The 20158-nt window shown below is 63.9% G+C and carries 14 protein-coding genes and 2 pseudogenes; 7 read left to right on the forward strand and 9 right to left on the reverse strand.

The window, feature by feature from the left end; genetic code table 11:
• Nucleotides 1-24: 24 nt before the first annotated feature.
• Genes JNA92_RS20790 through JNA92_RS20800 form a run of 3 tightly spaced genes read right to left on the reverse strand, consistent with a single transcriptional unit; the run spans nt 25 to nt 3252 of the window.
• Nucleotides 25-1560, reverse strand: a complete 1536-nt coding sequence (locus JNA92_RS20790; RefSeq protein ID WP_241806420.1) for a DHA2 family efflux MFS transporter permease subunit — start codon at nt 1558-1560, stop codon at nt 25-27.
• Nucleotides 1557-2750, reverse strand: a complete 1194-nt coding sequence (locus tag JNA92_RS20795) for an HlyD family efflux transporter periplasmic adaptor subunit (RefSeq protein ID WP_241806421.1) — start codon at nt 2748-2750, stop codon at nt 1557-1559. The genes JNA92_RS20790 and JNA92_RS20795 overlap by 4 nt, the downstream gene beginning before the upstream one ends.
• A gap of 28 nt (nt 2751-2778) precedes the next feature.
• Complete coding sequence (locus tag JNA92_RS20800; RefSeq protein WP_241806422.1) at nt 2779-3252, reverse strand: MarR family winged helix-turn-helix transcriptional regulator; 474 nt, start codon at nt 3250-3252, stop codon at nt 2779-2781.
• Between the two features lie 239 nt (nt 3253-3491).
• Here JNA92_RS20800 and JNA92_RS20805 point away from each other — a divergent pair, with 239 nt between their 5' ends.
• A complete protein-coding gene (locus JNA92_RS20805) occupies nt 3492-4502 on the forward strand; it encodes a FecR family protein (protein WP_241806423.1) in 1011 nt (336 codons plus the stop codon).
• Nucleotides 4503-4506: 4 nt separating this feature from the next.
• Here JNA92_RS20805 and JNA92_RS20810 read toward each other — a convergent pair whose 3' ends face one another.
• Complete coding sequence (locus JNA92_RS20810; RefSeq protein ID WP_241806424.1) at nt 4507-5826, reverse strand: Na+/H+ antiporter family protein; 1320 nt, start codon at nt 5824-5826, stop codon at nt 4507-4509.
• A 537-nt stretch (nt 5827-6363) separates the two neighbouring features.
• On the opposite strand from JNA92_RS20810, the pseudogene JNA92_RS26195 reads away from it, so the two are divergent.
• Nucleotides 6364-7329, forward strand: a pseudogene (locus tag JNA92_RS26195) (HAMP domain-containing protein); the annotation flags it as partial.
• Nucleotides 7330-7431: 102 nt separating this feature from the next.
• On the forward strand, nt 7432-8187 hold the full coding sequence (locus JNA92_RS26200) for a methyl-accepting chemotaxis protein (RefSeq protein WP_372490482.1): 756 nt from the start codon (nt 7432-7434) through the stop codon (nt 8185-8187).
• A gap of 3 nt (nt 8188-8190) precedes the next feature.
• Here the strand turns inward: JNA92_RS26200 and JNA92_RS20820 are convergent, their stop codons facing one another.
• A complete protein-coding gene (locus JNA92_RS20820; RefSeq protein ID WP_241806426.1) occupies nt 8191-10113 on the reverse strand; it encodes a S8 family serine peptidase in 1923 nt (640 codons plus the stop codon).
• Between the two features lie 168 nt (nt 10114-10281).
• On the opposite strand from JNA92_RS20820, the gene JNA92_RS20825 reads away from it, so the two are divergent.
• A complete protein-coding gene (locus JNA92_RS20825) occupies nt 10282-11298 on the forward strand; it encodes an ABC transporter substrate-binding protein (RefSeq protein WP_241806427.1) in 1017 nt (338 codons plus the stop codon).
• A gap of 45 nt (nt 11299-11343) precedes the next feature.
• Nucleotides 11344-11967 carry a glutathione S-transferase family protein gene (locus JNA92_RS20830; protein WP_241806428.1) on the forward strand — a complete coding sequence of 208 codons (624 nt, stop codon included), beginning with the start codon at nt 11344-11346 and terminating at the stop codon, nt 11965-11967.
• Nucleotides 11968-12013: 46 nt separating this feature from the next.
• On the opposite strand, the pseudogene JNA92_RS20835 reads toward JNA92_RS20830, so the two are convergent.
• The 4 genes and pseudogenes from JNA92_RS20835 to JNA92_RS20850 all read right to left on the reverse strand — a co-directional run bounded on the left by JNA92_RS20835 (nt 12014) and on the right by JNA92_RS20850 (nt 16702).
• Nucleotides 12014-14409: pseudogene (locus JNA92_RS20835) on the reverse strand (TonB-dependent siderophore receptor).
• Between the two features lie 64 nt (nt 14410-14473).
• Nucleotides 14474-15418, reverse strand: a complete 945-nt coding sequence (locus tag JNA92_RS20840; RefSeq protein ID WP_241806429.1) for a FecR domain-containing protein — start codon at nt 15416-15418, stop codon at nt 14474-14476.
• Nucleotides 15418-15927 carry a sigma-70 family RNA polymerase sigma factor gene (locus JNA92_RS20845; RefSeq protein ID WP_241806430.1) on the reverse strand — a complete coding sequence of 170 codons (510 nt, stop codon included), beginning with the start codon at nt 15925-15927 and terminating at the stop codon, nt 15418-15420. Before JNA92_RS20845 ends, JNA92_RS20840 begins: the two co-directional genes overlap by 1 nt.
• A 154-nt stretch (nt 15928-16081) precedes the next feature.
• Nucleotides 16082-16702, reverse strand: coding sequence for a TetR/AcrR family transcriptional regulator (locus tag JNA92_RS20850; RefSeq protein WP_241806431.1), 621 nt, complete (start codon nt 16700-16702; stop codon nt 16082-16084).
• A gap of 132 nt (nt 16703-16834) precedes the next feature.
• Between JNA92_RS20850 and JNA92_RS20855 the strand changes: the two genes are divergently transcribed.
• The gene (locus JNA92_RS20855) at nt 16835-18517 is read left to right on the forward strand and encodes an amidohydrolase (protein WP_241806432.1); all 1683 of its coding nucleotides are present in this window, start codon (nt 16835-16837) and stop codon (nt 18515-18517) included.
• A 54-nt stretch (nt 18518-18571) separates the two neighbouring features.
• Nucleotides 18572-19723 carry an MFS transporter gene (locus JNA92_RS20860; protein ID WP_241806433.1) on the forward strand — a complete coding sequence of 384 codons (1152 nt, stop codon included), beginning with the start codon at nt 18572-18574 and terminating at the stop codon, nt 19721-19723.
• Nucleotides 19724-20158 lie beyond the last annotated feature (435 nt).

Below are 20158 nucleotides of genomic sequence, written 5' to 3' on the forward strand. Positions count from 1 at the left end.
ACGCCGGGGGCTCCTGCCCGGGCCTCAATGCCCTGCCGACGCCGGCCCGGCCTTGGCAGCGAACGGTGGCTTGGCGAACCACACCAACAGGATCAGGCCGGCGAATACCCAGCCCATCAAGGTGAAGTAGTCCACCGTCGACATCATGTAGGCCTGCCCGTTGAGTATCTGCTCCAGCTGCGCATAGCTTTGCGGGCTTGCCCCGCCCAGCTGCTCCAGCGTGTGCCGCGTCGCCGGGTCGAACTGGCTGATGTTCTCGCTCAGGTAGGCATGATGCTGGTCCGCCCGGCGGATCCAGATCCAGGTGGTCAACGACGCCGCAAAGCTGCCGCCCAATGTACGCAGGAACGTCGCCAGGCCAGAGCCGTCGGCGATCTGGTGCGGCGGCAGGTCCGACAGCAGGATGCTCAAGGTCGGCATGAAGAACAGCGCTACACCGATCCCCATGAACAGTTGCACCAGGGCAATGTGCTGGAAATCCACCTCATTGGTGAAGCCTGCACGCATGAAACAGCTGGCGCCGATGGCCAAGAACGCCAACCCCGCCAGCACCCGCAAGTCGAACCGCTGCGCGTACTTGCCCACGAACGGCGACATGATCACCGGCAGCAGGCCGATCGGTGCCACCGCAAGGCCTGCCCAGGTGGCGGTGTAGCCCATCTGCGTCTGCAACCATTGCGGCAGGATCAGGTTGATGCCGAAAAAGCCTGCGTAGCCTCCCACCAGCACAATGGTACCGATACGGAAATTACGGTGTGCGAACAGCCGCAAGTTGACCACAGGATGGCGGTCGGTCAGCTCCCAGATGATGAAGATCGCCAGGAACACGACCGAGATCAGGCTGCCGATGATGATGAACGACGACTCGAACCAGTCCAGGTCATTGCCCTTGTCGAGCACCACCTGCAATGCGCCCACCCCCACGATCAAGGTCAGCAGGCCGATGTAGTCCATCGGCTGGCGGCTGGTGACCACCGGCCGTGCGCGCATCTGCTGACGCACCACTGCGGTAGCGAACAGGCCGATGGGCACGTTGATGAAGAAGATCCACGGCCAGCTGTAACTGTCAGTGATCCAGCCGCCCAGGATCGGCCCGGCAATCGGCGCCACCACCGTGACCATCGCCAGCAACGCCAGCGCCATCCCCCGCTTGGCCGGCGGGTAGACAGCGATCAGCAAGGTTTGGGTCATCGGGTAAAGCGGCCCGGCCACCACACCTTGCAGCACTCGAAAGCCCACCAGCTCTGGCATCGACTGCGAGATGCCGCACAGAAAGGACGCCAGTACGAACAGCAGCGTGGCCCAGATGAACAGTTTGACCTCACCGAAACGCCGGCTGAGCCAGCCGGTCAACGGCAACGCGATGGCATTGCTCACCGCGAACGAGGTGATCACCCAGGTGCCCTGCTCGGAACTCACCCCCAGGTTGCCGGAAATGGTCGGCAAGGCGACGTTGGCGATGGTGGTGTCGAGCACCTGCATGAACGTCGCCAGCGACAGGCCTATGGTGGTCAGCAGCAGGCTCGGCGGGGTGAACTGCGCCGCAGCGTTGTTGCTCATCGTTGCGCCGTCTTGCCAGGGGCACTGTTGTCGTGGATCAGCCGAGCGATCAGACGGTCAGCTTCGACCAACTGACGGTCGTACACCTGGGTGGTGTAGCTGGCCTGCTGCGGTGGCTGCTGGGCCAGGGCCGGGCCACTCTGGTCGTGCAGGTCGACCTCGACCACGGTGGACAGGCCGATGCGCAGCGGGTGGTCCTTGAGCTGATCCGGGCTGAGGTGGATGCGCACCGGCACGCGCTGGACGATCTTGATCCAGTTGCCGGTGGCGTTCTGTGCCGGCAGCAAGGCGAAGGCGCTGCCGGTACCGGCGCCCAGGCTGTCGACCGTGCCGCTGTACTTGACGTCGCTGCCGTACAGATCAGCGCTGATTTCCACGGGTTGGCCGATACGCATGTCGCGCAGCTGGGTTTCCTTGAAGTTGGCGTCGATCCACACCTCGTCCAGGGGGATGACTGCCATGGTCGCGGTGCCCGGCTGCAAACGCTGGCCGAGCTGCACGGTACGTTTGGCAACGTAACCGGTGACTGGCGCCACCAGCGTGGTGCGTGCGTGGTCCAGGTATGCCTGGCGCAGATCGGCGGCGGCGGCCATGACCTCGGGGTGCGAAGACACCACTGTGTCGTCCACCAGCGCCTTACTGGTATTGAGCTGCTGACGGGCGCTGTTGACGGCGGCCTGGGCCACGGTCAGGTCGTCCCGGGCGTGGGAGATTTCTTCTGCGGCAATCGCGCCGCTGTCGGCCAGCACCTTGCGTCGGTTGTAGTTCTGCTGGGCCTTCTGCAGTTCGGCCTGGCGGGTCTGCAGCTGGGCCTTGAGGGAATCGACGTTGCTGTACAGGCCACGGACCTCTCGCACCGTGCGGGCCAGCTTGGCTTCGGCAGACTGCAGGGCCACCTCGCTGTCGGCTGGATCGAACTGCAGCAGCACCTGGCCGGCGTGCACCAGGTCGCCGTCATCGGCGCCAATGCTGGTAACGGTGCCGGTGACCAGCGGGGTGATCTCCACGACGTTGCCGTTGACGTAGGCGTCGTCGGTACTTTCGTGCCAGCGCCCGATCAGGCTGTACCAGGCCCAGGCGCCAGCGCCGGCGAGCAGCACCACCAGCAACAGGCCAAGCAGCCAGACTTTGCGCTTGCGCGACGGTTCGGGTGCGGCGGAGGGAATTGAGTTGTCTGCGTTATTGGCCATGACAATACCTTGGAATATGAAACAGGGATCAACGATCGCCGAAGCGGCGGATCGTCAGAGGGTCGCCGGCACCGAGCAGGACCTTGGCCAGCAGGCCTTCAAGGGTCTTGAGTTCGTCAGGCTGCAGCACGCCGACCAGTTCGTTCATCGCCGCCGCGCCGATCTCTGGCAAGCGGTCGGCCAGGCGTTGGCCGTCGGCGGTCAGGGCCAGGCGTACCTGGCGACGGTCGTCGGCGCAGCGGTTACGCAAGATCAGGCCCTTGTGTACGAGGCGGTCGAGCATGCGGGTCATCGAGCCGCTGTCCAGGCCCAGATAGCGGCAGAGCTCGGCCGGCGTATCCACCTGGTACTGGGTGACGATGATCAACACCTTGAACTGCGCGGCGGTGACGCCTTCTGATTCGAGGTGCCAGTCGAGAATGCGGTCCTTCAGGATGGCCGCACGGCCCAGCAGCATGCCGATGGCGCAGGACTGGAAGTTTTGCGGGGTGAAATGGGACATCGGCAGCAACTCGGACAATTGTGTAAAAATATTACTGCCTAAGCAGCAAATGTCAAAGCTTTCATTAGGGGGCTATTGAAATAGCCTGGGTAACCCGCAGGTGACCGGGAAAGGTTCTCAAACGCTGAAAAACACGGGTGAACCCGATGAAAAACACACACAACTGATAGTCATTCGCCATTACCTCGGTTCTCGGGAGCCCCCTGGCAGGAGTAGAATGCGCAAAACCCGGAGCCGCAATGAACCAAGACCGCCTCAATCCCAGCCCTGACGATGCCATCACCGACGCCGCCGCGCAGTGGTGCATGCGCCTGCACGCCGACGATTGCACCCCGGCCGAGCGCGAGGCCTTCGCCCGCTGGTTGGCAGCGGACCCGCGCCACCACGACGAATACCAGGCGATGCTGGAGATCTGGTTCACCGCCGACCTTTTGCCGCGCAACGCCACGGTCGTCGACTTCAACCCGCCGCCGCGTCAGGTGGCGAGGCGGCGCCATCATTGGCGGCCAATGGCCTCGGCGGCAGCCGTCGCCCTGCTGGTTTTGCCCCTGGCGGGCTGGATCGGTTGGATGCAAGGCTGGCTACCCAACCACTACCAGCACATCGAAGCACGCAACCAGGCACGGACGGTCCAGCTGAGCGACGGCAGCACGGTGGAGCTCAACCTCAATACCGAACTGACCTACTTCAACTTCAGGGACCAGCGCCAGGTCACGCTCACGCGAGGCGAAGCGTTCTTCAAGGTGCAGCATGACAGCAGCCACCCGTTCATCGTCCGTGCCGGCCAAGGCCAGACCCGGGTCACCGGCACCCAATTCAACGTGTGGAAGTATCAGGACCAGGTCAAGGTCACCCTGGTGCAGGGGTCGGTGCTGGTCAGCAGCGACGGCAGCACCGGCGGCTACCGCCTGGGCCCCGGCATGCAGGCCAGCTATCGTACCGGCGACTTCGAGCCGCAACTGGCCCAGAGCGAAGACCACGGCAACAGCCTGGCCTGGCGCCGCGGCCAGCTGGTGCTCGACAACCTCAGCCTCGAACAGGCACTGCCGGTGATCAACCGCTACCTCGATGCGCCCCTGCTGCTGGCTGATGCCAGCACCGGCCGCATCCGCATCAGCGGCATCTACAACACCCGTGAAGTCGGGCGCCTGGTGGACAACCTGCCCAAGGTGCTGCCGGTGTACCTGACCCGCAGCAAGGACGGCAGCACCGTCCTCAACAGCATTTCCCCACCGCCCGACAAGGGCTGATGCCCTAGAGCGTCATCGCCGCCAACCAGCCAAACGCCAGCAGTGGCAGGTTATAGTGCAGGAAGGTCGGCACCACGGTGTCCCAGATGTGGTGATGCTGGCCATCGACGTTGAGCCCCGAGGTTGGCCCCAGGGTCGAGTCCGATGCCGGCGAGCCTGCATCGCCCAGCGCACCGGCGGTGCCGACGATGCACACGGTGGCCAAGGGGTCGAAGCCCAGCTGCACGCACAGCGGCACGAAGATCGCCGCTAGAATCGGCACCGTCGAGAACGACGAACCGATGCCCATGGTCACCAACAACCCCACCAGCAGCATCAGCAAGGCACCAACGCCCTTGCTGTGGTCGATCCATTGCGCTGAGGTTTCCACCAGGCCTTGGACCTCGCCAGTGGCTTTGAGCACCTCGGCGAAACCCGAAGCGGCGATCATGATGAACCCGATCATGGCCATCATCTTCATGCCTTCGGTGAACAGGCTGTCGGTGTCTTTCCAGCGCACGATGCCCGACAGTGAGAAGATCAGGAAGCCGACCATGGCACCGATGATCATCGAGTCCAGCCACAGCTGAACGATGAACGCCGCGGCGATCGCCAGCCCGGCCACCAGCAGGGTCAGCGGGTTGTACTGCACGCTGACCTGCTCGACCTGCTCGATGCGCGCCAGGTCATAATCACGCTTTTTGCGGTAGCTGAAGCACACCGCCAGCAGCAAGCCGGCCAGCATGCCCGCTGCCGGAATGGCCATGGCATGGGTGACGTTGACACCGCTCACATCGACGCCGGCGCGGGCAACGTTGGCCAGCAGGATTTCGTTGAGGAAGATATTGCCAAACCCCACCGGCAGGAACATGTAGGGCGTGATCAAGCCAAAGGTGATCACGCAGGCGATCAGCCGGCGGTCGATGCGCAGGCGGGTCAGTACATACAGCAGCGGCGGCACCAGCAGCGGGATGAAGGCGATGTGAATCGGCAGGATATTCTGCGACGACACCGCCACCACCAGCATCAGGCCGATCAGCAGCCACTTGACCTTGCCGCCGGTGGCCTGCCCCTGGCGGTCGATCATCGCCAGCGCACGGTCGGCCAGGGCGTGGGCGAGGCCGGACTTGGCGATGGCCACGGCAAAGGCGCCGAGCAAGGCATAGGACAACGCCACCGTAGCGCCCCCGCCCAGGCCGCCGTTGAAGGCCTTGAGCGTTCCCTCCATGCCCAGGCCGCCGACCAGGCCGCCGGCCAAGGCGCCGATGATCAAGGCGATGACCACGTGCACCCGTGACAGGCTGAGTATCAGCATGATGCCTACCGCGGCAATCACTGCATTCATGGTTTGGCTTTCCTCGTAGCTGCAGACAAAAAGCGCGCACTCTGCAGCACTGGGGCACAGATGTCAAAAGCGCCAGAGGGCGGCGTATTACGCGGGCCGGCAAATTTAAATTGAATGTTTGAATAAAGAAAAACCACAGTGCGCCGATATAACGCTGGGGCTGAGCCCCGACCGAGATCCAAAGCCAAACCCTTACCCTCAAAAAAGGGACGCCCCATGCCTTTGCGACAACTTTCCATCCAGTGGAAGATCACCCTGCTTGCCGGCCTGTGCCTGGCCAGCATCGTCACACTGCTCGTCGGCCTTTCGCTCTACCGCATGGACCACAGCTCGGACCTGGTCAAAGCCAGCAGCGAGAAGATGCTCAGTGAAGCGGCGCAGGCGCGCATCGAGTCGCAAGGCGAAGTTCAGGCCCTGAACATTCGTCGCCAGTTCATGGATGCCTACCAGTACGGTGCCGGGTTCGCCCGCCAGGTGCTGTTCCTGCGTGAGCAGGCGGAAAAGCGTTTCCTCGATGCCTATGACCTGCGTGAAGACATGACCCGCCAGGTTCGTGCAGCCTTGCAGGCCAACCCCGAGCTGCTGGGCCTGTCGCTGGTATTCGAACCCAATGCGCTGGACGGCAAGGACAGCCTGTTCACCGGCCAGCCCGAGCTTGGCAGCAACGAGACCGGGCGTTTCGCCCTGTACTGGTCGCAACCGCGGGCCGGCCAGCTGACCGCCATGGCCCTGCCCGAACACGACATGAGCAACACCGAGATCGGCCCCAGCGGCCAGCCCGCCAACACCTGGTGGGTGTGCCCGCGCAGCAGCGGCCAGGTGTGCGTGGTGGAACCCTATTTCTACGACATCGACGGCCAGCGCGTGCTGATGACCAGCATCGTCTTCCCGCTGGCGGTCAACGGCAAGGTGATCGCCACCCTGTCCATCGACATCAACCTCAACAGCCTGCAGGCCCTGAGCCAGGAAGCCAGCCGCAGCCTGTACGAAGGCCGCACCACGGTCGGCATCATCAGCCCCGTGGGCCTGCTGGCCGGCTACAGCGCCGACGCCAGCAAGCTGGCGCAGCGTTTCGACCAGGTCGACACCGGCAAAGGCGCCGAACTGGTACGTAAGCTGGCCGAGGGTAAATTGAGCGTCCATCACGACCAGCAACGCCTCAAGGTACTCGCGGCGTTCCAGCCGATCCCTGGCGCCCAGCCATGGGGTGTGCTGCTGGATGTGCCGGAAAACGCCCTGACCGGCCCGGCCGAAGCGCTGAAACAAGAGCTCGACGCCCTGAACACCAGCGGCACCCTGCTGGAACTGGGCCTCGGCCTGGGCGCTGCGATTGCCGGCCTGCTGCTGGTGTGGCTGATGGCCCGTGGCGTGACCCGGCCGATCCTCGGGGTGGCGGCCATGCTCAAGGACATCGCCAGTGGTGAAGGCGACCTCACCCGCCGCCTGACCTACGACAAGCACGACGAGCTCGGCGAACTGGCCGGTTGGTTCAACCGCTTCCTGGACAAACTGCAGCCGACCATCGCCGAGGTCAAACGCTCGGTGCAGGCAGCCCGCGGCACCGCCGATCAGTCCTCGGCAATTGCCACGCAAACCAGCGCCGGCATGGAGCAGCAATACCGCCAGGTCGACCAGGTGGCCACCGCCTCGCACGAAATGAGCGCCACGGCCCAGGACGTCGCTCGCAGCGCCGCCCAGGCTGCCCAGGCGGCGCGTGATGCCGACCAGGCCACCCGCGAAGGCCTGGCGGTGATCGACCGCACCACCCACAGCATCGACACACTGGCCGCCAACATGAGCCAGGCCATGAGCGAAGTCGAAGGCCTGGCGCAGAACAGTGAGAAAATCGGCTCGGTGCTGGAGGTGATCCGTTCGATCGCCGAACAAACCAACCTGCTAGCGCTCAACGCCGCCATCGAAGCCGCCCGTGCCGGCGAGGCCGGGCGTGGTTTCGCGGTGGTGGCCGATGAAGTGCGTAACCTGGCGCAGCGCACCCAGGAATCGGTGGAAGAAACCCGCCAGGTCATCGAGGCACTGCAAACCGGCACCCGCGAGGTGGTCGGCGCCATGGACAACAGCCACCGCCAGGCCCAGGGCGGCGTCGAGCAGGTCGGCCAGGCGGTTACCGCGCTGCAACGTATCGGCCAGGCCGTGACCGTGATCACCGACATGAACCTGCAGATCGCCTCGGCCGCCGAAGAACAAAGCGCGGTGGCCGAAGAGATCAACAGCAATGTCGCGACCATACGTGATGTCACCGAATCGCTGTCGGGGCAGGCCAACGAGTCGGCGCGGGTCAGCCAGTCGCTCAACAGCCTGGCCAACCAACAGCAGGCGTTGATGGATCAGTTCCGCGTCTGAGCCCTAAGACGCACATTCATCGCCGCAAAAACCATCGTCCGGCAGGTAAAAACTGCCGGCCTGCAAGATCCGGTCGAGCAGCATCAAGGCGCCCAGTACATTGGGTCGGGCGCCCATGGGCAACCTGACGGTATCGGCTGACGTGGCATCCTTGTAGCCCGACTGCATCACCAGCAGGTGCATCTGCCGGGCGTTCAGGTAAAGGTGGTGCTGTTCGATGGCGTATGACTGGATCAAGGCCAGGGCGCCGGTGACCAGGGGTGTGGCGCTCGAGGTGCCGCCATAGTTGCTGGTGTAGTCGCGGTCGTGTTCGTTCTTGTCCTGCAGTGCGCCGTAACCCAGCGTCGCGACACTGTCGCCCCAGGCATTGAGCATGCTGTAGCGGTAGTTGTAGTTGGAGTACTGGTGCGCCTTGCCATCCCAGGAATGGCAAGCCCCCACCAGTATCGCGTCGGCGTCACCATGGTCGTTGAAATAGCGCCACTCACCAAGGTCGACACCATAGCCCTGTGTGGTACCGGCCTTATCATCACTCTTGTAGGTGCCGTTGCACGCCGCATTGAGCACTACCGCACCGCGCTCGGTCAGCGCCTGGGTGACATCCCACCAGGTCTTTTCATGCAACGCAGGCAAGAACGTACCCAGCGCATTGGGGTTGGCCGTCTGCCGGTTGATAGCGACGATGTCGCCAGCTCTGGTGTAAGCCAGCAGGTTTTTCAGCGTTTGTGAGTAACCGCGCGCATCGATGGCCAGGTTGTCATACAGGTACAGCTCTGCCGCATGGCAAATACCGGTCATGCCGAGGCCGTTGTCACGCGCCGACAGCACACCGACCGATGCGGTGCCATGGTCTGCATCCCTGTTGATCGATGGCGGGATCACGTTCAACTTCGGGTTGCCCCGCAAGTCTTCATGGTTGGCATGCAGGCCACCATCGGAAAAGTGCACCCGTGCACCTCTGCCCTTCACGCCAGCCGCCCAGACTTTGCGAATGTTCAGGCCGCGGTACCTGGCATCGGGTGCATCCAGGTAACGCTGCAGGGCTTCGAAGTCCGGGGTGGGCTGGGCTTCTTCGTAGGCATCGGTGCCTGCGACATACGCCCCGCCAGTGATCAGTGTGGCAATCACAGCGGCCCCACCGAGCAACAGTAAGTTGCCGTGTTCGAGCTGAGGCGGCACGAATGCCGTGGCGTCGACGTAATCAAGGGCCTCCAGGGTCTGGATCAACGCGACGAACGTGTCGTTGAGCATGCTGTGGGGCTGCTCGATCCAGTAGTGATTGGCGAGCACTTTGAACCGCGCGTCCTCCCGTTCTTGATGGTCAAGAAACGGATGCACCTGGATCACTTGCTGCAGCCCCGGCCAGTACCTTGCCAGTACCGACCTGGCATCGGGCTGCAGGTCAGCCATGAGCCGGGCGTAGCCTCCTTCGGCGAACACCAGCACCAGCGCGGGGTAACGCTGGCCTTCGGGGCGATACGGGAATGCGCTCGCGGCCCGCACCGATCGCTTGCGCCGCGTGGAGGTGGACGATAACGGCACGCTGTCCAGAATGCCCCGGGTCAGTTCACCCGGGCTGATGTCGATGGCCAGCGGTGCTGGGCGCCAGGTGGCGTCCGCTTCGGCGGGCAGGTTCAGCGCGAGGATTTCGCTGTCCATCAGCGTCACCTGCGGCCTGATCCTGTAGCTGCCCGCCAGCGCCTCGCAGCTCAGCACGGCCGGGCAACCATGGTGGGCGACCTGCCCGCTACTGACCTGTGAAGCCACCGTAGCGCCATCCAGGTGGACCACACCTTCGCCTGCAATGCGCTCCAGCAGGTAGTGAATCGACTTGACCTTGTGCAGGTCGTCGCCGCTGCAACGCACATGGAAATGCCCATCGAAGGTGAAGTTGCGGTAGTACACGAAATCCAGATTCAAACGCATCTCGTCTTCCTTTCGTCTCGACTGGCCCGGCGATCGCGGGCGGGGGCGAAGCCTTGCAAGTGGTACCGTTCGAGCACAGACAGAAGCAGTTCCGGTGGTGCTGCCAAAGCGTGCGAAACGGTGGACTACACTTGCCCGGCACACGCAGTGACAACCGACGAGGTACTGATGAGGAAAATCCCAACGCTGCTGGCCGCCCTGCTGCTTACCGCGGGGCTGGCCAGCACCGACAGCGCGGCATCAGCTGAACAACGCACCCCTATCCGCTTTGGCGCCATCAACTGGGAAAGCGGCGCCCTGACCACCGCGATCCTGCGCCGGATCGTCGAGGACGGGTATGGCTACCCCACCGAGACCCTCCCCGGCAGCACCGTCGGCATGGAAATCTCATTGGCGCGCAATGACCTGCAGGTCATCGCCGAGGAATGGGCCGGCCGCAGCCCGGCGTGGGTCAAGGCCGAGCAGGCCGGCCAGGTGTTCGCCTTGGGCGACACGGTGAAAAACGCTGTAGAAGGCTGGTGGGTACCGGCCTACGTGATCAAAGGCGACCCGGATCGTGGCCTGGAGGCGCTGGCGCCAGACCTGCGCACGGTCGACGACCTCAAGCGCTACCCGCAGGTGTTCAGCGACCCCGAAGCGCCAGGCAAGGGCCGCTTCCTCAACAGCCCCAGCGGCTGGACGTCCGAGATCGTCAATAGCCAGAAGCTCAAGGCCTATGGCCTCGACAGTCTGTACAACAACTTTCGCAGTGGCACGGGGGCCGCACTGGATGCGGAAGTCGACTCGGCCATCCGCCGCAATAAGCCGGTACTGTTCTACTACTGGAGCCCAACACCGCTGATCGGCCGTCACGACCTGGTGCGCCTGCAGGAGCCGCCCTTCGATGCCCAAGCCTGGGCAACCCTCACCGACCCGAACAACCCGAACCCACGGGGCAGCGAGTCGCTGCCGGCGAAGCTGTCGATCGGTGTGTCCAAAGCGTTCAGGGAGAGCTACCCGGAGCTGGTTGCCGTGTTCGAAAAGGTCGAGCTGCCGATCGATCGCCTGAACAAGGCACTTGCTGAAATGAGCGAAAAACGCCTGGCGCCGGAAGAGGCGGCAAAGGCGTTCATGCGCACCTACCCAGACGTATGGAAGGCCTGGTTGCCCGCCGATGTGGCGGCCAAAGTCCAGGCGCAGTTGTGACCAACGCGGTACATTGTCGGCTCTTACCGGAAAAGGACGCACAGCATGCTACGGATATTGGGCAGGGATTCTTCCATCAACGTGCGCAAGGTCCTCTGGGCCTGCATCGAGTTCGATGTTCCCTTCGAGCGCGAAGACTGGGGCGCAGGCTTTCAGCCCACGGACACGCCCGCGTTCCTGGCCCTGAACCCCAACGCCATGGTCCCGGTGATTCAGGACGGCGACTTCACGCTGTGGGAATCCAACACCATCATCCGCTACCTGGCCACGCGCTATGGCGATGCGCCGGTGTACCCCACCGAAGCCACGGCCAGGGCCAGGGTCGATCAATGGATCGACTGGCAGGCCTCGGACCTGAACCGCTCGTGGAGCTATGCCTTCATGTCGCTGGTGCGCCACTCACCGGCGCACCAGGACGCCCAGGCGCTGGCCGCCGGCTGCGCAGACTGGTCGCGCCATATGCGAATCCTCGAGCAGCAGTTGGCCACGACCGGTGCTTATGTAGCCGGTGACCGCTTTACGCTGGCCGATATCCCCATCGGGCTTTCGGTCAATCGCTGGTTCGAAACACCCTTGGAGCACCCGCACCTGCCAGCGGTGCGTGATTACTATCAGCGCCTGAGCGAGCATCCAGGCTTCCTGGCCCATGGCCGCAACGGAATGGCGTAGCGGGGCCGTCGCGTGCGGGTGGGTGGGGTTGGCTGCAGCGCCGGCCCTAGAACCCAACCGTTGCCGACAGCAGCCAGGTACGCGGCGTAGACAGCGTCAGCCCTGGCTCGCTGTCATCTGACGCCCCGGCAGAGGCCCAGTAGCGCTCGTTCAGCACGTTCTCCACATTGGCGCGCAAGGTGACCTGGGTTGCGTCGACCCTGAAGGCATACCGCGCGCCAAGGTCCAGGCGCTCCCAGCCATCGATCTGCTTGCTGTTGTTCTGGTCCAGGTACTGGGAGCTCGAGTGGATGCCCCGTGCGGTGAAGGTCAGCCCGGCCAGCCCGGGCACATCCCATTCGGCGCCGAGGTTGACGTTGTACGCCGGGGTTGCCGGTGCGCGGTTGCCGTCGTAGGCGCCGCCAATAGTGTCAGTCAGCTCGCTGTCGATATACATCACTCCGCCCAGCAGGCGAACGCCCGTCAGCGGCTCGCCGAATACGCTGAGCTCGATGCCACGGTTGTCGCGCTTGCCATTGGGGCCGAACACGCGTGAACCGGCATTGGTCTCGTAGGCGGGCTGGCGAATGCGGAAGGCGCTGGCGGTAAAGGCGACATGGCCCAGGTCGTACTTGGCGCCGAGCTCCACTTGGCGGCTGGTGAACGGCGGGAAGATCTGGTCCTCGTTGACCGCAGTCGACGGTGCGATCTTGCCTTGGCTCAATCCCTCCATGTAGTTGGCGTAGAGCGAGAGCTGGTCGGTGACCTTGAGCAGCACACCGCCCGAGGGCGAGACCTTTTCCTCGTCGTAGGCGGTGTCGCCCTTGACGCCATCGCTCCAGTCATCGACCTGAACGCGCTGCCAGCGGGCCCCCAGCGTCAGCAGCAGGCGGTCGTCGAAAAAGCCGAGCGTATCGGCCAGCGCCAAGCCGGTGAAGCGGTTTTCGGTGTAGACCATGGCATCGATCCGCGTCGGCGTGGTTGGGCTGGGTGTCGCGACCGGGTCGTAGAGGTTGCTGGGCGCCGAGGCATAGCGCGCACCACCGTTTTCGAAGTCCATATAGAAGTAGGTGGCAGCCAGGTTCAGCTCATGGCTGACCGGCCCGGTATGGAACCAGTTGCGCAGGCCGGCCATGGCGGTGCGCACGGTTTCATCACGGGAGAAATCCCGTGGCTGAACGTTGAAATCACCCGCATCGTTGATGATCGAAACGTTGTGCCGCAGAAAGTCATGGTTGCTCTTGCGGGCACCGACCGCGCCGTAGGCCAACAACGCATCGCTGATATCGTACTCGGCATTGAGCGCACCAAAGGTATCGTTGGTGCGCGCCTGACTCCAGGCCTGGGCGTAGTTGTGGCGCACCTGGTCGGCGTTCGGCACCTTGGCATTGGCACCGATCAGTACCCGTTCCTGGGGGGCGTCGGTGTCACGCTCGGTATGGCCGAGGTCAGCCGAGAGGCGCAAGCGCTCACCCCGAAAGTCCAGGCCCAGCACGGCCATCTCGCGTTCCACACGCTGGTGGTCCCATTCGGTGTCGCCGGACTGCTTCACCCCGTTGAAGCGCAGGCCGAACGAGTCGCCCTCGCCAAAGCGCGCCCGATATCCACCGCACCACCCACCTGGCTATCGGAGGCGTAGCTGCCGGTGAACTCGGTGAGCGGTGTATCCCCCGCGCGCTTGGGCACCACATTGATACCGCCGCCCACGCTGCCCCGGGGCGATATGCCATTGATCAGCTGGCTGGGCCCTTTGATGATGTCGACCCGGTCGGCCATCTCCATGTCGATCGAGTAGGTCGGCAGGATGCCGTACAGGCCGTTATAGGCGACATCGCTGTTGAACAGGCTGAAACCGCGGATGGTGAATTGCTCGAAACGCCCACCCGCCGGGTTGGTTGCCCGCACCGATGGGTCGCTGGCGACCAGGTCGCCCAACGTCCGGGCCTGTTGGTTCTTGACCAGGTCGCTGGTGTAGGTGGTCATGCTGAACGGCGTGTCCATGAAATCGCGCGCGCCGAGCATGCCTTGCGCGCCCTGCCGGGCGACCTGGCCGCCGGCGTAAGGCTGGGCTTGGCTACCCGCTGCAGGGCCGCCAACGATGTTGGTCGGGGCGATCTCCATTGCCTTGGCGCTTTGCGCTGCAGGCACCAGGGTGAAGGCCCCCTCGCCCACTTGCTGCCATTGCAGGCCGCTGCCCTGGAGCAGCTGCATGAAACCTTCGGCTACGCTGTAGCGGCCGGACAACCCGGCACTTTGCCGGCCCTGGAGCAGTGCCGGGTCGAGCGAAAGGCTGACCCCAGCCTGCTCGGCGAACCGCGTCAGCGCCGCGCCCAGGCTGCCGGCAGGCACCTGATAGGCACGCCTGGCAACATCATCGGCAAAGGTGGGTGAACTCAACAACAGGCTCAGGGTGAAACCCAGGTGCATCCAGGGACGTGGGCGGCAAGGCTGTACTGCAGGCATTGAATGAAGCTCCCGTTATTTTTTCTACTGCTAATGACCGGCGAGTGGAAAAAAGGGGACAGCCTTACGCGCGTTTTTCTCGCGCCGTCAGCGTGACCCAATAACGGGTGCGCGCATGCACCTCCAGCGGCAGGCTGGCCGCCAGCAGTGACAGCGCGCGGTCCGTGTCGTCGAGGCGGAAGGTGCCGGTGACACGCAGCGTGTCCAGCGCCGCTGCCCAGCGCAAAACACCGGGGCGGTACCTGCGCAATTCACGCAACAAGTCGCCCAATGGCCGATCGTCCAGCTTCAGCACCCCGTCGCGCCAGCCCAGCAGCCAATCATCCAGTTCGCTTACCGCGCCGACGCTGGCGGCCTGCAGGCTGGCCTGCTGCCCCGCCTGCAACGCCACGGCCGTGCCGCGCAGTGGTTGCAGCGTGGCGGTGCCGTTGAGTACAGAAACCCGACACGACTGATCGAACAGACGAACACAGGCCTCGCCTGCGTTGACCGCTACCTGGCCAAACGGTACCTGCACGGCCATGCTCACGCCTTGGGGGGTTTTGATAGCCACCTCACCGCGGACCAGCGTCAGCCGTCGCGCTGCCAGGTCAATGTTGACGGCACTGTCGGTGTTCAGCTGCAAGACCGTGCCATCGCCCAGCACCCGTCGACTGCGCGCCCCCACAGCGGTATGCACATCGGCGGTCCACGCATCCAGGGGTACCTGCCGACCAAGCAGCCAGGCGGCGGGAACCAGCGCGGCCACCCCCAACGCTTGCTTGAGCAGGGCACGACGCTCTGCGTCCGGGCGGTCGAGCGTGGCCAGCGCCAGCTCTCCGGGCAGTTGGGCGAAGCGTTGGCGCAGCAGCTGCGCCTTCTGCCAGGCCTGCTCATGCAGGGTGTTGCTGGCGCGCCACTGCGCCAGGCGCTGCAGCTCACCTTCACTGGCCTTGCCTGACTCCAACAGTGCCAGCCAGCGCGCCGCCGTGCGTACGACTTCGCGGGCTTGGGCGGAAGGTTCGGCCATTACAGGTCCACCAGCAGGCAGTGCTCATAGGCCTGCGCCATGTAGCGTTTGACCGTGCGCTCGGATACCCCAAGGCGTTGCGCAATGTCGCTGTAGCCCAGGCCTTCCAGCTGGCTCCAGAGAAAGGCCTTGCGCACCGGCGCGTTGAGGCCGTCGAGCAGCTCATCCAGCGCTTGCAGGGTTTCGAGCAAGATCCAGCGTTGTTCCGGCGATGGCAGGCACTGCTCGGGCAATCGTGCCAGCGCGTCCAGGTAGGCTTGCTCCAGGCTGCGGCGCTTGTGGAAATTGCTCAACAGGCGCCTGCCGACGGTCAACAGGTAGGCGCGCGGTTCGCGGATTTCGGCCAGCGGCTGGGCACTGGCCAGCACTTTCAGAAAAGTGTCCTGGCTCAGGTCGGCCGCATCCCAGGCGTTGCTCAGGCGCCGGCGCAGCCAGGCTTCCAGCCAGCCACGGTGCTCGCGGTACAGGGCAGGCAAGCTGTGCTCCGGGGGCGTCGCGGCGTCAGTCATGGGGAAGGCCCTGCAGTGGCGTAAATAGAAGTGATTCTATTTTACGTTGCGGTGCAGATCCAAGGGGTTTGTGCGTACAGGACCGTAAGGACGCCGGTGAATGTGCTTTTCAGCGAATGGAAGTGCAATTGGACAGCTGCGAGTCATAGGGGCCTCAACCCCGCATGCCGGCAAGCAGCATGGCCATGAAAGCGCGCACTTGCGTGCGGTGCGCAGGCATGTCCGGCGTCTCACTGCTGCACAGGCGCAGCAGTTGCAAGTGCCCATAGTCGTTGATCAGAAACGCCGCATAGCCAACATCCAGGTCGGCCCGCAGCTTGCCACTGTCGCATAAGTCCTGCAGCAGGTGCTTGAGCTCCTCGACCAAGGCGTCGTTGACCCGCTTGTACGCGGCGGGCAAGGCTTGCTGGCCACCGCCCAGCAGCGGCAGCAAGGGCGGCAGGATCTCGCGCCACAGCGGCGCGGGCAGCACCGCGAAAGCGTAGTCGGTAAGGTGCTCCTCGTAACAGCACAAGGCATCCAGCGCATCGTCGAACTCAGGCAGACGGCGACGCGCCTGGGTAACGGCGCGGTGGTCCGCCTCGCGCAGTTTTTCCAGCAGGATCTCCTGTTTGCTGCCGAAATAGGCGAATACCGTGGGCACAGACACCGCCGCCAAGCGCGCGATCTGCTCCATGGTGGTGCTCTGATAGCCCTGCACCTCGAACAGGCCCAGCGCCGTACGGCTGATCGTCTCCCGGCGCATGGCCTTCTGCTGTTCGCGTAATCCGCTCACGTCACTACCTTCATCGAACCCGATTGGTCGGGAGGGCCAGCATACAACATTGCTGAACCGAGAAAATATTTTATTGACTAAATCTTTTTATCGACGCAAAACTAGCGCGGCATTTTGACCCAGGGAGTCGCCATGACCGCCGCTGCAGACCTCATCATCCATAACGCCCGTATCTACACCGTCGACCCGCACCAGCCCTGGGCCGATGCCGTAGCCATCCAGGGTGAACGCATCCTGCGCGTGGGCGACAAGGCCAGCGTCATGGCCCATGCCGGCCCATCCACCCGACTGCTGGATGCCGACGGCAAACTGGTACTGCCGGGCTTCGTCGAATCGCACTGGCACTTTTCCAGCACTGCATTCGCCTTCCAGGCCCTGATCAACCACGAAGACCCGCACCAGGTGCTGGCCCTGCTTGAGCAGTATGTCCAGGCCAACCCCGCAGAAAAGGCCATCACCGGCATGGGCTGGATACAGCCGCTGATGCCGCCCGCGATGCTGCGCCGTGAAGTGCTGGACGCCATCTGCCCGGACAAGCCGGTGTGCCTGTTGTCCACCGACTACCACACCATGTGGGTCAACAGCTTTGCCTTGCAAGCGGCGGGCATCGATCGCGACACCCCGGCGGTGGAGGAAGGTGCCAGCTGGTTCGAGAAAGACCCGGTCACCGGCGAACCCACTGGCATCATCATCGACTGCGCGGCTTACTCGCTGCTGATGCAACGCCTTAGCGAGGCCGGCTATCTGCCGACAGGGATCGACCTGTACCTGCGTTCGATCCCGTTCTGGCAGGAGAAGCTGGTGGCTGCCGGCATCACTACGGTGTTCGACGCAGGCTTTCTCGACCCCAGCGGCGACCAGGCGCTGCTGTACGAGACCCTGCAGCAACTGGAACGCGAGGCACGCCTGAAACTGCGTGTGGTGGGCAGCTACATCAACATGGGCACCGAGCCCGACCCGGTGGCCCAGCTACAGGCTCTGTGCCAGCGCTACGACTCGCCGCTGGTCAAGGCGCAGACCCTCAAGCTGATGCTCGACGGCACCGAGCTGAACCACACCGCATTTTTGCTCGAACCCTACTGCGACAAACCCCACAGCTGTGGCTCGACCACCATGCCGGAGGCGGTGTTCGAAGAGCATGTACGCAACGCTGACGCCAACGGTATCGACGTGATGGTGCACGCGGTGGGGGACGCAGCGGTGCGCATGGCCCTGGACGTGTTCGAACGCACCTTCGCCAGCAACCCACCACGCGACCGACGCCATGTGATCACCCACGCCTTCCTCACCCACCCCGACGACATCCCGCGCTTCCGCCGCATTGGCGTCATAGCCAACACCCAGCTGCAATGGGGTGTGGTCGATGCCTATGCCGAGGCGATACAACAGTCGTACGGGTTCGAGCGTTGGGCCTCGATGTACAAGTTCCGTACCTTCATCGACCAGGGTGTGACGGTGTCCATCGGCATGGACGGTTTGGTATGCCAGTGCCGCTGCCAGCACAAACCGGTGGAGCACATCGAGTCGGGCCACACCCGTCAGCTCAGTGGCGAGCCCGGTGCGCCAGTGATGCCCGATGCCAACGAGCGCCTGAGCATTCCCCAGCTGATCGCCGCCTACACCCTCAACGGTGCCTACCAGCTGGGCCTGGAAAAAGAGATTGGCTCGATTACGGTGGGCAAACGGGCAGACATCATCATCATGGAACAGGACCTGTTCGAGCTGGACCGCTACCAGATCGGCAAAACCGATGTCGCCCTGACCTTGATGAACGGCCGTATCACCCACGACGCAGGCACCCTCCAGCACGCCTGATCCGAGCGCTGCGGCCTGCGGGCCGCGCGACCTGCTCCACCCGGGAAACCCTCGATGCACAACAATAAAAATACCCTGCTTCTGCGTGCCGCCCTGATCTACATCGCCGCCACGGCGCTGATCATCATAGGCGTGCAACCGATCTTCATTGGCCTGGTGGGCGAACGCCTGCAGCTGGACCTCAGCCAGCAAGGCTGGGTGCTGTCTGTAGAAATGATCGGCACTTTACTCGGTAGCCTGCTGCTGCCCAGCCTGGGGCGGCGCTTTGGCGGCCGGCGCTTCTACTTGGCCTGCGCGCTGCTGGCCATGGCATTGAACCTGCTCAGTGGTGCAGTGGATGCACTGTCGGCGCTGATCGTCTGCCGCCTGGCCTGTGGCGTGGCCACGGGCCTGCTGTATGCCGGTGCTATCAGCGGGCTAGGGCGCTTGCCTGGGCAGGACCGCTCGTATGGTCTGTCGCTGCTGATTCAGACTGCCGTGTTCGCCCTGTACGCCACCTGCATGCCGCAATTGGCTGAGATGTTTGGCAATCGATGGGCGATCGCGTCGATCGGCTTCTGGTTCGTATTGATCGCTCTGGCAGCGCTTGCCATCCCGCCCCGGATGCACCGTGAGCCGCCTCGACAACTGGCGCAGGGCGGGGATGGTTCGGCCATGCTGGGGCGCTATGCCTTGCTGGGGATGCTGTGCTTGCAGCTTGCCATTTATTGCATCTGGGGCTTTGTCGACCCGCTGTCGCGTGAGCGAGGGATCGCGCCGATGGACGTGGGCTGGGCGTTCGGCCTGGGGATCCTTGGCGGCCTGCCCGGCGGCGCCCTGCCCAGCGTGCTCGGCGCGCGAGTGCCGCGAGGGCCGATGATAGGCTTCGGTTCGCTACTGGTGTTGCTGTCGATCGTGCTATTGGCGCGTTACAGCCACGATGCACAACAGCTTTGCGTGGCATTGCTGCTGATGAACTTTGGCTGGGTGCTGGCGCTGACCTACTACATGGGCGCAATTGCCACCAATGACCCGAAGGGCACACTGACCCCATGGGTGAGTACTCTGCAGGTGGCGGCCGCGGCTGCGGCGCCGGCATTTGTCGCCGTGCAGCAACAGAGTGCGGGGCGGGAGATGATTTTCGTGAGTGCCGGGGCAGCCATCGTGCTGGGCTTTGCGCTCAAATGCGCGGCGGGGGTGGTTCATCGCAGGGCCGGGCTGGCGTGATGGCTGAGGCTCATCAGGCACCGGCTTTGCCGGTGATCGCCGGCAAGCCGGCCACAGGGATTTGCGCTGGCTTATAGAAATTGGGCAAGACGGTTGCTTGCCAGGTAAAGCACAGGCCTGATGAACTGCGCGGTCGCGGTGGGAGGCACCGGCTTTGCCGGTGATCGCCGGCAAGCCGGCACACACAGGGATCGCGCCGGCTTTTAGAAATTGGGCAAGACGGTTGCTTGCCAGGTAAAACACAGGCCTGATGAACTGCGCGGTGGCGGTGGAGCCGGCTTGCCGGCGATGGGCTGCGCAGCAGCCCCCATAGCGGTGCGGTAATAGCCCGAGCGCCCTCGACGGGACCAGTTCACGCCTGGCGAAGATCAACAAGGCTCGCCGGTTGCTGTGGAATGACGCACAGCGAAACGGCATGATCGGTGCCCCCCCTGA

Source organism: Pseudomonas putida, assembly GCF_022627325.1.
Taxonomy (GTDB): domain Bacteria; phylum Pseudomonadota; class Gammaproteobacteria; order Pseudomonadales; family Pseudomonadaceae; genus Aquipseudomonas; species Aquipseudomonas putida_X.

Bases quoted from the DNA above. Each gene is read 5' to 3' on its own strand.
- JNA92_RS20790 (WP_241806420.1), bottom strand. From the start codon at position 1,560: ATGAGCAACAACGCTGCGGCGCAGTTCACCCCGCCGAGCCTGCTGCTG.
- JNA92_RS20795 (WP_241806421.1), bottom strand. From the start codon at position 2,750: ATGGCCAATAACGCAGACAACTCAATTCCCTCCGCCGCACCCGAACCG.
- JNA92_RS20800 (WP_241806422.1), bottom strand. From the start codon at position 3,252: ATGTCCCATTTCACCCCGCAAAACTTCCAGTCCTGCGCCATCGGCATG.
- JNA92_RS20805 (WP_241806423.1), top strand. From the start codon at position 3,492: ATGAACCAAGACCGCCTCAATCCCAGCCCTGACGATGCCATCACCGAC.
- JNA92_RS20810 (WP_241806424.1), bottom strand. From the start codon at position 5,826: ATGAATGCAGTGATTGCCGCGGTAGGCATCATGCTGATACTCAGCCTG.
- JNA92_RS26200 (WP_372490482.1), top strand. From the start codon at position 7,432: ATGGAGCAGCAATACCGCCAGGTCGACCAGGTGGCCACCGCCTCGCAC.
- JNA92_RS20820 (WP_241806426.1), bottom strand. From the start codon at position 10,113: ATGCGTTTGAATCTGGATTTCGTGTACTACCGCAACTTCACCTTCGAT.
- JNA92_RS20825 (WP_241806427.1), top strand. From the start codon at position 10,282: ATGAGGAAAATCCCAACGCTGCTGGCCGCCCTGCTGCTTACCGCGGGG.
- JNA92_RS20830 (WP_241806428.1), top strand. From the start codon at position 11,344: ATGCTACGGATATTGGGCAGGGATTCTTCCATCAACGTGCGCAAGGTC.
- JNA92_RS20840 (WP_241806429.1), bottom strand. From the start codon at position 15,418: ATGGCCGAACCTTCCGCCCAAGCCCGCGAAGTCGTACGCACGGCGGCG.
- JNA92_RS20845 (WP_241806430.1), bottom strand. From the start codon at position 15,927: ATGACTGACGCCGCGACGCCCCCGGAGCACAGCTTGCCTGCCCTGTAC.
- JNA92_RS20855 (WP_241806432.1), top strand. From the start codon at position 16,835: ATGACCGCCGCTGCAGACCTCATCATCCATAACGCCCGTATCTACACC.
- JNA92_RS20860 (WP_241806433.1), top strand. From the start codon at position 18,572: ATGCACAACAATAAAAATACCCTGCTTCTGCGTGCCGCCCTGATCTAC.